Raw genomic sequence first — 14,669 nt, 5'->3', positions numbered from 1 at the left:
GAATGTTACAAAAGAAATTAATTTGCTGTTGCTCTGAACGTAATTCTTCTGTTAGTGATGACTGTTGTAGGGGTATTAAAATTGACTGTTATCGTTTCTGATGGGTCATCCGTAGTAATATTAGTATCGGTTTGATCTTGAGAATTACTAATATTATTGGTGTATGTGGCTGTTGATGTGTTTACATCTGGTAAGGTTGCCCGTGTTACTAAAGTCAAGGTTTCTAAATCTCCGCTGTCCATACCACCCACAGACCATTCCGGATAAGAAAAACTCCCTTTTGAAACTGATGATGATATTAATGAAATACCGTCAGGTAAAACATCTGTAATCACAAGATTAGAAACTGAATTTATACCATAACTTTCTACCGTAATAGTAAAAGTTACTGTTTCGCCATCGTTAACGGTGTTCTTGTCAGCCACTTTTTTTATGACCACATCTGGGTCACAATAATAAGCGGTTAATGGTTGAGAATCGTAAGTACAACCTCCTTTTGTAACTCGTACGTAATAATCGCCAGCTTGTGTTGGTGAATAGGTAGCGCTATTTGCACCAGCAATTAACACTCCGTTTTCAAACCATTGATAATCATCAAAATTAGGGTCAATAACTTCAACTTCAGCGGTTGGCAGACAACCACCTCCTGTAACCTGAAGATCAATTTCTGGTACAGTATCAAAACCTGAAAAATAGCCGGCAATACCTCTTGCGCCACTAAAACCTATAAAACCTACAGCTATCGGTCCTGTTGATTCTACCGTTACATCTCCTGTTAAATTTGCAACATAGTATGTTTTCCATAGGGTTGTTCCTGCCACTGCAGAAGAGGCGGGGAGGGTTACCGGACCGCTGCCATCCTCAACTGTAATATTGGCATCTGGTGTTGAGGTCGAGGCAATTAAAGTTACGCCGCCTGTCATTGTAATCCCGGCTGCATCTTCTATATGTGTAATATTATCTACCGTATCTGGTAACAAACAGTTTACGGGAGCAATAAAGTTTAAGCCTTGCGTGTAAATTGCACTTGCACCTGCCATTAATTGATAGGCATACGCATCTTTAGAGGTGGTTACATACATATTACCACCAGCTGAAGAAACAGAGTAATTACTCTCAGGTATTTCAAAATAATCGCCATCGTTAATGGTTGCTATTGGCGTGGTAGAACCATTCACATAAATTGCTGTTCCGTTTTGTGTACCTATAATGATAGGTATTTCTGTTTCACTTGTACCGTTACCTCTTATAAAAACGTATTCTTTACCAAGTTTGTTTTGGGGTACAGGTTGATCAATTGCCGCATCTCTACCTGAGTAACCTACTCTTGCACTAGTGTTAAGACCACCGTTACTTATAACAATGGGATTGTTGGAAATAACATCTGCACCTAACCAACCATCTGCATTTGCAGGAGTTTCTGCAACATAAGCTTCAAATACAAAAGATTCATTTGCATCTAAATTTATGGTATAAGAATCGGCTGTTATACCATCTCTATCATTACCTAATCTAAACTCACAATCTGGATCATATCCTGAAACCGTTACTGTAGTGCCATCTTCAGTAGCCATTATACCTAGTGAATTTGTTAAACTCGCTTGAGTACCTTTATTTGGAGTTCCTCCCCACTTAAAATGATTTCCCATCGCCTGCCTTCCTTTACTGGTAAGTGACGTTGCTTGTGAGCCGGATCTACCTCTATAGTTTACATAAAATTTTTCACCGCCTGGTGCTTCTAATCGTAAACCTCCATTGGTAAGCACAACACCGGTACTATCATTGACCATCATGGTAATGTTATTATCGCCATTTGCTAAACCTATTTCTTGAGGTGTAGTTTTAGATAAAGATGTTGTGGTGTAAAGTGTGGTAGATGTACCTTGATAAACATTTATCGTAAACGCAGTAGTTTCTGGGGTAGATAAATAAATGCTCTGTTGGGTAACAGCTTGATTATTGCCACCTTGTTTTAGCGGTGGTAAATAGTGAAGGTCGCTCAACTGGGAAAAGCCAGTTATGGAAACCATCAAAAATAAAAGAAATATGACTAATTTTTGCTTCATGATAAGCTTATAGGGGGTTTCTACTGTTCAAATAAACTTAAATAGTACTAGAACCACAATATTTAGTTGTAAAACCCTAGTTTTAAGTTGTTATCTCTAAAAAACAAGAGGTAGCTAAATTAGCTACCCCTTTTAATTAACTTATCTATATAAGGTGAAGTTTCCTACAAACTCTCTTGTGTCTGCTGCGCCATTTAATTTAATGATGTACCAGTAATCTCCAGTTGGTAACTCATTTTCTTGATAAAATCCATCCCAGCCATCTTCATTATCCTTGAAAGTGAAGACTGAACGACCATATCTATCATAGATGCTGATGAAAATCTCCGGATAAACCTCTATGTTTTCTGGCATCCAAAAATCGTTTTGACCATCGCCATTCGGAGTAAAGAAATTCGGAATTTCTATATCAATGAATTCAATGAAAATACTTTCTGTAACCTCACATCCGTTTTCATCAATAACAGTAATGTCATAGGTGTCTGTTTCGGTTATATAAAATATATTTTCTGAACCTTGTTCAACACCATCTATATAGAACGTATAGTTTTCTTTTCCTCCTACAGCAGTTGCAGTAATTTGGTTAATATTACTTTCTACAACCGTAAGCTCTAACAGATCAAAAGCTTCTATAACGACATCATAAGTAGCAATACATCCATTTGCATGAGAAATACTGATAAAATGATTGCCAGGAGTTAAATTACTGAAACTACCATTTAATTGCATTTCTGATGGATCTACGGTGTCCAAACCAAATAGAATATCATTTTCAATACTTGGATCGTTCAAAGTTATGCTCACATAATTACTAGGACTATTACCATCACATTCATAGACTGGTTCAACAATGGCACCTAAATCAACACCGGCATCTATAGTAACGATTATTGTTTCTTCACAACCTTGGGCATCTTCTATGTAAATGATGTAATCACCTGAGGCTAAGTTGGTAAAACTCATTCTGTCTTGTACAAAATCTGTTTCACTCTCTAAACGAGTGCTATATGGAGCAGTACCACCGATAATGGTTAAATCTATAGTGCCGTCTTCTTCGCCTACACAAATTTCAGGAGTGCTCTCTGTTGTTATTTCTAACACCTCTGGCTCTACAATGGTAGCTTCAATTAGCTCAAAACAACCATTAGAATCTTGAGCGATAATTATATAATCGCCTGGTGCCAATTCGTCGAACGTATTGTCATCGCTAAAACGATCTAAGTTTGGCGAGATTGCATATTGATATATACCTGATCCACCAAGCATATTAACCGTAATGCTGCCATCTTCTTGTCCATTACAGGTAACATCGTTGATAGTCGTATTGGCCGTGTCGATAACCAATGCTTCTGGTTCCGTGATATTGATTAATGCAGATGACACTTCACAATCATCACTTTGAACTCTTACATAATATGGTCCTGCCAATAAATCTGTAAACAGACCTGTTGTTTGATTTGCTCTTACTTCGTTAGTAAGACCTGCATCTGAAAATAATGCATATTGGTAGTTACCTAATCCGCCTTGTGCTTCGGCATTGATAACTCCGCTATTGTCACCGTTACAGCTAATAGTAGGGTTGTCGTTATCTAGTGTAACAGTTAAATCAACAACCGGGTTTATAGTAACGCTATTACTTATTACCGATACACAACCAAAACTATCTTGAATATAGTACTCATATGTATTCGGTAGCACACCTGTAAATAAATGGGTGTTAGGTCCGTTGATTTCATTCATAGCGTTGAATGCGGATGTTCCATCCGTATTCCACATATATGGACCAGTACCACCAGAAGCTGTTAATAAAAGCTGTGCATCATCTAAACAAGTTGCTCTTTGCTCAATAACCAATTGACCTCTAACTTCTACCGGTTCAGCAATTTCAATAATATTGGTTTCATCAGAACAGTTCAAGTCATCTAGAATAGTAACACTGTAATAGCCTGATCTTAAATTCATAAAAGTAGCCGTAGTCTGAGAACTAGATGTTTGTAAAAGATTAGCTCCAGGTCCATCACCATCATACGTTTTAAGAATGTATCTATAATTTGTTGATACTATTCTTGGTGTAAACGCAGCAGTAATTATTCCGTCCGTATCACCTTCACACTCTAGACCTACAACAGATTGAATATTTGCTACAATTGGTTCTGGCGGGGTCAACGTAAACGCATTGGTAAAGATTTCTGTACAACCTAAACTATCGGTTACTTCTACTGTATATTGACCATCACTTAAACCAGTGAATAAATTACTATTTACTTGGTTTGCAGTATAGGTTGTAGTAGAACTTACATGTGTTAATACAATATTGAAAGGTGCTTCACCTCCATTAGGAGTGATGTTTGCACTACCCATATCATTACTACAACCAACATCTTTTGTTTCTATTGTCGCTAAAGTTATTGCAGCACTAGGTGATGTAATCGTAAATGATCTTTCTTGAATACATTCCGGAGTACCAACTTGTGAAGCTCTTAAAATATAACTACCTGCTGCTACCGGAATAGAAGCTGTTGTTCCTGTTCCTGTAAAAGTATCGGCATCATCTGTACGTGTTGTAGCTGTTCCGTCGGCATTTAAAACTTCCCAGTTAAAATCGCCAGTATACGTAGCATCGGTAAACGTTACCTCAATAGCGCCATCGGTTCCAAAACATACTACATCAGAAAGTTTATTAACCTCAATACTAAATGTATTAGGGTCTTCTACGATATGAGTTCGTGTTATTTCACAACCAGTAGTTACATTTTTAATACCAATGGTATAGGTGCCAATTGCCAAGTTCGTAAATACATTGTCACCTGTCTGGTATGCAGCAGATGGTAAAATTCTAAACTCATAGTTAGCAAGATTTGCCGTGGTATTGGTAACTGTACTATTTACATTAATAGTAATGTTTTCACCACTGTTAATACAATCTAATGCTCTGTCGACAGTAATAGTCGCGTCAATAAAAGTATCATAAGGGTTTATGGTAACAATGTGTTCTGCAGAACAACCTTCGTCATCATATACACGAACAATAATATCACCACCAGCCGCATCTGTGTGCGTATAGGTTAAACTACTACTGTTTTGAAGAACATCAGTTGTTGCATCATTTATAAATTCAAAACGATTATATGTACCACTTCCACCACTTATTAAACTTGCGTCTATTGTTATTGTGGCATTGTCACTGTCATTACCGGTAGCACAACCAAATTGATCAGGAACGGGAGCAGTAAATGCTACAGCTGCATTTTCATCTACAACCACTGTTTTTAATGTAGGGCAGTTATTTGGTCCTCTAGCGGTTACATCATAAGATCCACCTGGAAGTCCGATGAAAGATTGTGTCGCCGCATCCCAAGATGCACTAGCAGGCATTGGGTCTAAAATATAAGTCAACGGATTGTTGCCGTTATTTACTTGAATCAACTCTATGCTACCGTCATCAGCACCTGAACAACTAACCTCAATAGGAGTTGCCGTGAAATCTGGACGAATAGCCGCAGGTATTGTTACATCAAAAGTTCTAAAGCAATTTGGTGATGCAGTACCAATATCATAAACATTGATTGTGTAAATTGTATCTACAGTATTGTTAGGTACGCTAACTGGTACGTTCATGGCTCCACCAGTAAGAGTCTGTCTTGTTTCAACATCTGCTGATGAGCTGTCAAGAATTTCAAACTCATAATTTCCAGAACCTGAAATACCTTCAATAGCTATTTCAGCCTCAAAACCGGCATCACAGCCTAATTGTTTGTCTAAACTAGCTGATGCTTGTAGGGTAGGGTGTACCACTATATTTGTGTCTTCTGTACAACCGGTAGCATCTTTTATAAATATAGTATAGCTGCCAGCTGCTACAGTATTGTATATACCGCCATTGTTTTGATACGTGCTACCACCATCTATAGAATAAAGAATAGTTCCTGTGCCTGTAGCATCTATAGTAACCGATGCATTTGTATCACAATTTGAAATCACTACGTCATCAATAATTGGTGCCGCTGTAAAGCTCATAATAACATCATTAAGAGAATACGAACAACCAAACTGATCCTCTACAGTAACCGTATAAGTTCCTGCAGGAGAATTCGCCGCTATTTCAATTGGGTTATCACCTGTTGCTGTAATAGTAGTAAAAGTTGCAGGACCCGTAATGGTATAGAAGTAATCACCTCCACCGCCTTGTACATTCTCTATTAAAATTAATCCAGGGTTTTCACATGAAATATCTTGATCAGATTTTGCGACTCCTGTAATAACATCTAACTCATCTAAAATAGCATTTTCACTGGCACTGATACATTGCTGTGCACCACCGCTATCTATTTGGGTTACTTGAATATAGTATTCATTTGCAGAAAGTCCCGTTACGGTAATTGTATTGCTATAGGTTACAACACCTGCACTTTGATCGATAATATTATTATCGGTATCAAATAAAGTCCATTGCATACTAGGCTCGGTCAATCCGTCTTCATCAACTATTGTGTATGTGATTTCACCGTTGTTCGCTAAATTACAAGAGGGATTAATTTCTGGTGTAATAGTCATTGGTAGACCACCAGCAATTTCGTTTACATTAACAGTACTTTGTCTTATACAAGTGCTTGGTGTGTTATTATCTCTAACATAGAATACATAGGTTCTACCCGGTATTAAATTCGTGAATTGGTAACTACCGTGACCTGCAGTTACAACACTGCCGTCTAAATGAACACTACCACCTGGAAACCATGTAGCTGTACTTTCATCAAAGTTTGATGGGTCGTTAGAGAAAGCATATTCATAACCTGGTACGCCTTCGCCACCTTGTACTGTTACCTTTAATTCATCACAGTTTTCAACTACTGATGAGGTCGTAATATCTAAATCATCTAAAGGATAAGGGATTATCTCTCTAGGTAAATCTGTTTGACATATTAAATTGTTACTGCCATCTTTTGTACGTATAGAAGGGAAAACTTCATCTCCTGAAGTATACCCTCTAAACACTGTTGATGGCTGCCAAGTTATACCTCCATCAGCACTAAATTCAAGTGTACCTGCAAGACCTGTAGTTACATTATCAAAATCAAAGCCAAATTCGGTGGCTCCACCTGAACAATCGCTAGCATACGCTAAAATAATATCAGCTGTAAGTTCTGCTGGGGCAGTAATCGTTACCGTTTCAGTTTCTGAACAACCAGCTTTATCTGTAATGATTATATCATAAGTTCCTGCAGCTAAGTTGTAATAAGTTTTATTGGTACCTACTATATTAGTTTGTACCTGATCAGGAGTGCCATTTGTTACATCTACCAATCGATAATCGAAAGGAGATAGTCCGTCGTTAATAGTAACTTCAATATTACCAGTGCCATCATGACAATCTGGGTCTGTGGCTACTGCTGATATATCCAATACTGGGTTGGCAGCAATAGTTTCGGTTATCATCGTCTGGCAAGCATCTGTAGCATTTGCCTTATCTCTTACGTAGATGTCATAATCTCCAATATTAGCTAGTGCAACTGTTGTTGAATTACTAATTGAGAAATCAGCATCAGTAACTGTATTTCCAGTAGGAATAAAGGCATATACAAAATTATTGTCGCCACCTGATGCAGTCGCCGTTAAACTACCATCCCCACATAAACTTGCATTTACGGGTACTACACTTAATGAAATAGTCGGTGCTATTGTTATTGATTGTACCGCTGAAGCACAACCAAATTCATCATTCACTTCAACGTCATATGTACCTTCAGATAAATTACTGAATGTATATGTTACGTCTGTAATTGTTGAAGGCGTTTGCCAAGCTCCGCCGTTAATTCTAAAAGAATAATTACCATTACCATCGGTTACTGTGGCTGTAACAGTACCATTGTTTTGACCGTCATAACATTGTGTTGCGGTTAAGCCAAAAACAATTGTATCTGGTTGAATTACGTTTACTGTTGTTGTTGAAATAACTTCACAATTATTTTGATCTCTTACTCTAACATGATAATCGCCTGCAGGTACATTCAAGAATTGTGCTGATGTACTAAAGGCTCGTATAACAGTATTATCCGTTAACTCTAATTGATATTCATAACCAGGTGTGCCTTCATCTGCAGATGCTTGCAAAGTAGCACCTGTATTAAAACATGTGAATTCTGCTTTTTGTTCAAGATTTGCAGTTAATGCATTTGGTGATGTCAACGTAACTGAAGTCGCTGAAGTTGCTGTACATGTATTATCGTCTATTTTTTCGACCATAACACTATACGTGCCATCGGCAAGAGTTGTTGGTGTAGTAATCGGAGATGTTGTTTCCGTAACCCAAGTTGTACCTCCGTCTGTAGAATATTGATATCCGAAAGCAGGATCGAAATTAGAAACTTCGAAACGGATACTACCATTATCACTACCATTACAAGTAGGGTCAGTGCTACTTAAAATAGCTACTTCAAAAGTTTTTCCGGTTTCTACTATAACTGAAATATCTTGTGTTTGTTCACATATCTCAGGAGTTTGTGAAGCTTGAATATCATCTAATACCAAGAAATTACCGTTGTCACTATCAAGGTTGGTGCGTAATACAACACCTACTGCAGTGTTTGCACCTGGGTTAAAAGTAACCGTTCTTAAGTGCCAGTCGTCTGCATTGTTGTTCTGTGGAACTGCTGCCGTTGCCTGACTACTGATTACATTGCCTGAACCGTCAACCAATTCTACCAATATTTCTGGGTCGTTACCTGAAGCATTATCTATTAATATATTGTATGCATAAAATGATATGGTGATATCTTGATTGGCAAGTGCTTCCAACCCTGTTCTTGACCATAAAACATTATTATTCCCAGCAGAAGTACTTACTCCAATTGCCATGAATCTGCCATCGGTTATGCCAGAATGGTCGTTAGGACTTCTCCAAGATGCATTCGGGTTTGTTATTCTGTTGGTAACCGCATATTCAGCGTTTACAAGAATTCCTGCAGGACCTAAATTACAATCGGTATCTGTGCCATCTTGTGGTTCGTAGCAATATCCTATACCTATTTCAGCAATCTGCGTGGTTACACCGGCTCCAAAATCTTCAAGGAAAAGTGTACTTTGATCAGCAGCTATTAAACTTGTATAGCCAACAGTAATAGTCTGTGTACCAGATGCTACATTGTTGAAAATATTACTCTCCAATGGTGTGTTATCTGTACCATTTAATTTGTAGGTATAGGTAAAATCCGTTATGTTCGAAGGAGTAATTGTCACTACGCCTTCCCCATCACATTCATAAGTAATATCATTAGTAAAAGTAGGGGATATAATTGCACTAGGTACCATTATCTCCAAATCTGTAGAACAACCTAAGGCATCTTTTATTGCTAATTGATAGGTGCCTGGTGTTAAACGTTGTTCGTCAATAGTAGAGAAAGTGCTTCCTCCATCAAAACTATATTGGTAAGGCGCTTGACCACCACTACCATTTAAAATCTTAACTAGCGCAGTTGGTATTGTTGCACCTGATGTATCACATGAGGCATCTTCTATAATAGAAGGTGATGCCGTCAACGTAAACGGTTGGCTAACTTCATATTCCAATGTTTCTGTACAAGCGCTGCCAGTAGTACTACTAGAATCCATAACCGTAATAGTATAAGTTCCGGCAGAAATATTATTAAAGAAGTTTTCGGTTTGGTAATTCGTACCACCATCCAGACTATACTGATAAGGAGCATTACCACCAGATGCCGTAATCGTCAACACAGCTGTAGAAGAATCTGCACAAGTTATATCAGTGTTGGAAGCTGAAATAGTTATAGTTCCTAAATCTTCCATTTGTACGATATTCGAAAATCCATAACACCCGTTATCATCTCGAATTACAAATACATATTCTCCATCTTCATTAGGAATATATGTTGAAGGAGTACCTTCATATCCGAATAAGAATGTTGTATTTGATGTAAAATCTGAATCTGGGATGGTAGTTTCGTCCGTATATAGAGCTACACCATCCTTACTATAAATTGCAAATTCATAATCCGTAGTTCCTCCTGATGGAGTCAAGTTGATGACACCAGCGGTACAGGTTATATTTTCTTGGTTGGTAGCCGTTAATCTTAATTCTGGAATTTCGTCTACGGTGATAGTTCTTTCATCACTACAACCATCTACGGTAGTAGTTACAATAACATAGTCATCTGCCGCAAGACCTGTAAATGTATGGGTGTTGTCAGACGAAACTAAGTTGTTGGCTACTAAAGCTCCTTTACCACCACTACCATTGTCGAAGTAAAGTTCATAGCTATATTCTGGCGAAACGTTTAATGCTTGTATTGAAATAGTACCGGCATCGTTACAATCGAATGGAGTAGTGCTAGGGGTTACCTCAAAAATTCTTTCGGCAATACCAATTTCTTCGGTTTCAAATACACAACTGTTTTCAATTGGAGCTCCTGTTGATGGGTTAAGTTGCGTAATCTGAACTTTATAAGTACCGCTAGTACTGATAACAAAATTTGGACCTTGAGCAGCGCTGAAGGGTACTGCGATAGAATTGTTTTCTACATCGAATAATTGGTAACCATAACCACTACCTAAATCTATTACTCGTATAGAACCTTCGGTATCACAAATGATATCAGATGAATCTGGCTCAGGAATGTCTAAAGTATTTTGATATGCATTGAAATAGAACCTACTAAAACATCCGCCTTCATAACCTATTACTACTCTGTATTTGCCACTTTCGGTAACTGTAAAATTATCGGCATCTGTCACCTCGTTCCATGTCCATCCCCCATTATTATTAGCGCAATTATCACTTACATCGCCACAAGTCGCAACATTACAACTGGTTTCATCAAGTTTCTCCCATTTAATACTCAAAGCATCAGTTATGCCTAATTGAATAAAGGCACTATCCGTATCTCCGCATAGGAAGATATGTGGCATGGCACTATTATCATTTGAACATGTTACTGTTTCACCTTGTATGTCATTATCAGGATTACTGTCGGTATTTACTTGATTTAAGTAACTGATTATTGGGTTGGTCTGTGTTTCTCCATATCGTTCTACGGTAATTAATTCTGTATGATTAGCACACCCTGTAGATGATGTTTTTTCAACAATATAGTTGCCTACGGTAGTTACTGTCAACGTGTTTGAAGTACCGTCATTTAAAATAGTATCTCCAGAATCTATGGTACCATTATTATTGGTATCTATTGCCCAAGTGTAGGTGTCAAAACCTAAACCTGCAGAAAGTGTACCACTAGCACCACAAAGTTCTACTGAACGTGCAATATTACAATTTAATAATGCATCAGAAACATTGTTAGCCGCTACCTCTAAAGTAGTGGTACAGGCACCTGCTGGGTTACTGCCATCTTCGTCAGAAAAGGTATTCGTATTTAGTGTTCCTGTGTAATTTGCATATGCAAAATTCTCTAATTGAGCAGCACAAGCAGCAACAAATTCAGAACAATCGCCCGAAATTGAAACCGTTATTTTTATTTTATATTCTGGGTCTCCTACTTGAACCAATCCATTTGGAATGTTGAAATCAATAGTTCTTGTATTGGCATCATAACTATTAGTTACCCCAGGAGCATCATCAATGTTGATGTTGTCTAAAGTGACATTATTGGGTAAAATGTTTTTTATGGTAAAATTGGTGGCATCATCATCGCCTATATTTTGAAAACGAAGTACGTAATTATAGGTGTCTCCTAAATTTACATCTTGACCATTAATATCTGTACCACCCAATAGTTCTGAAGTATTGCCCAAAACTATTACAGGAGCAAATACTTGAGTATAAGATGCTGCATTGACGGTACCGTCAGCTGGGTCAACAACAGGAGCTCCTGTTCCATATTCTCCACCATCACCGCCATCTGTAGTATCATCCTTATAAAATTCATTGGCATCGCTACAACCATCGTCATCACTATCCAAATCTAAAGAATCTGGGTAACCATCATCGTCAGTATCACAACCAGCTGTTAGAAGGGTACCACGTAAAATGGTAGGTCCTTGTTGGAATTGGTCAATAGTAACTGTATTTGTACCAGATGTATTCCATGATATAGTATTTGCCGGGGTGTCCAAGACCATTGCTTCCAAAGGGCTATTGGTTGTTCTTTTAGCAAATAATTCAAAATTTCCGTTTTGATCTATAATAGCTCTCAGAATAGGATCACCAATTGATCCACTAATCGTCCAAACACTTGGATTGCCATCGGTGCCATGCATGGTACCATCTAAATAACGAGCTGTATTCCCTGCTACACCATTTTCAAATTGTATCTCGCCCGCAACATCATTTCCATTAATAGCCAATGTAAATGAATTATCTAACTCGTATATATCAAGAATTAAGTAATTGTTAACGCTAAGTAATTCACTAGTAACGGAATCGCCATTACTTATATTTACTGATAAGGTATCACATTCATCTTCATCATAAATTCCGTCATTGTCATCATCTAAATCAACAATATCGATTACACCATCATTGTCAAAATCGTTATGAACCAAAATATGTGCAGAGATACTATCTTCCGTAACATTGGCATCAACTTGATCTTGTGTATTATAAGCCGTGTTTGTTAAGCTTAGTAAAGGCAATGTATCTATTTCATCTGCAGTTACTTCTAAAGTTAAAAAGGCTACTTCACCTGGTGCTAGCGTACCAATATTCCAAACACTACCATTGAATGTTCCTGTTATTGTTGTTGCTTGTACTAATGTTAGTCCTTCAGGAATATTATCCGTAACCTGTAAATTGGTTATATCGTTAAAGTATAAATTCTCTGCTCTTATGGTAAAAGTGGCAGTTTCTCCTTCAATTATTTCAGATTTATCAACTGTTTTTTCAATTTGAACATCTGGTTCACAATAGAAAATCTGAATAGATTGGGAATCATAGGTACAGGGTCCTTTTGTACCCCTTACAAAGTAATCACCAGCAACGGTTGCCGCATAATCATATGAATTAGCACCAGGTATGGCTACACCGTCAAAAAACCATTGGTAGGCATCAAAATTATCATCTGAGGCTTCAAAAATACTTGACCCAGAAAAACATTCTCCTACAGTACCACCATTAATTTGTAGTACAACTTCTGGTACAGTATCAAACCCAGAAAAATAACCTGCAACACCACGAGCACCATTAAACCCGAAAAAACCAATAGCCATTGGTCCGGTTGATGTCACGTTAATATCACCATCTAAATTTGGAATGTAGAAAGTTTTCCAATCATCTGATCCAGCAACTGGGTCAGAAGCTGGTTTAGAAACCTCTACACCATTTTCATATACCTTTACATTGGCATCTGGGGTATTTACAGAAGCAATAATCGTTAATCCACCGGTAACATCCGTCCCGGCCATATTTCTAATATCCGGTATATTGTCCATTACATCTGGTAATAAACAGTTTACCGGAGCTACGAAGTTTAGACCTTGAGTGTAATTTGCGGCTGCACCAGCTAAACTTTGATAGGCATACACATCTTTAGAAGTCTGTACAAACATATTCGCACCTGCTGAATTGCTTGAATAATAGGTGCTCGGTATTTTAAAGTATTCACCATTATCAATGGTAGCAATTGACGTGGTACTGCCATTTACAAATATTTGAGTATTGTCTGCAGTACCTATTACCAATGGGAATTCTGTAAGTCCACTAGAAGAACCATTACCTCTGATAAATACGTAATCTTTTCCTAATTTATTGATAGGTACTGGCTGATCTATACCGGCATCTCTATGACTTTGACCATCTTGACTACCAAAGTTCATAGAACCATTACTGATTACGATATCTTTCGTTGACACTATTGAAGCCCCTATCCAACCATCTTCATGAGCTTGCGTTGGCGATGTACCTATGTAGGTTTCATAAACAAAAGACTCATTAGCATTTAATGTTATGGTATGGGAATTGGCAGTAATACCGGCTCTGTCATTATCTACTCTAAATTCACAACCGGGGTCATATCCAGATAAAACAACTGTTGTGTTGTCTTCGGTTGCCATAATACCCAATGTGTTAGATTTTGAAGAGTGGCTACCTTTGTTTGGCACACCTCCCCATTTGAAATTAGTACCCATTGCTTGTCTACCCTTTGCTGTCAGTGATGCAGCTTGAGAACCAGAGTTACCTCTGTAGTTGACATAAAATTTTTCTCCACCTGCAGAAATGAAACGCAAACCACTATTTGTAAGTACCGTACCAGTGTTTGCATTAGTTACAAGGGTAATATTGTTATCCCCATTTGCCAGGGTCCATAAACCTGGGTTAAGTCTGTCAATGGTAAACGTCTGTACAATTGTGTTAGAAGTACCTTGATACGCGTAAACGTTGAAAGGTGTCGTTTCTGGAGTAGATAAATGAATGGCTTGGTTCTGTATAGCTGCATTATTTTGACCTTGCTTCATTGGTGGTAAATAATGAAGGTCGCTCAATTGTGCAGTTCCTAAAAAGGAGCTTAATGCAATTAGAAAAAATAGTAAGAATTTAATGTTCGAGTTAATCTTAGTAATCATCGGTATGGTTTCAAGTAGTAATAAAACAAATAAAGCGAGTTTTTAGATCTTGGCTAAAAAAATGTTGTATACTGG

The 14,669-nt window shown here is 37.7% G+C and carries 2 protein-coding genes; both read right to left on the bottom strand.

From position 1 onward, the window contains the following. Positions 1–17 precede the first annotated feature (17 nt). On the bottom strand, positions 18–2,066 hold the full coding sequence (locus Q0871_RS07090) for a DUF11 domain-containing protein (RefSeq protein ID WP_299320294.1): 2,049 nt from the start codon (positions 2,064–2,066) through the stop codon (positions 18–20). 141 nt (positions 2,067–2,207) lie between these two features. Continuing rightward, on the bottom strand, positions 2,208–14,594 hold the full coding sequence (locus Q0871_RS07085) for a T9SS type B sorting domain-containing protein (RefSeq protein WP_299320291.1): 12,387 nt from the start codon (positions 14,592–14,594) through the stop codon (positions 2,208–2,210). Positions 14,595–14,669 lie beyond the last annotated feature (75 nt).

Source organism: uncultured Maribacter sp. (genome assembly GCF_947500985.1).
Lineage (GTDB): Bacteria > Bacteroidota > Bacteroidia > Flavobacteriales > Flavobacteriaceae > Maribacter.
This window is presented reverse-complemented; position numbering and strand designations above follow the sequence as displayed.

What these genes read in the sequence shown, in the direction of transcription:
- Q0871_RS07090 (WP_299320294.1), bottom strand. Translation starts at nt 2,066, where the DNA reads ATGAAGCAAAAATTAGTCATATTTCTTTTATTTTTGATGGTTTCCATA.
- Q0871_RS07085 (WP_299320291.1), bottom strand. Translation starts at nt 14,594, where the DNA reads ATGATTACTAAGATTAACTCGAACATTAAATTCTTACTATTTTTTCTA.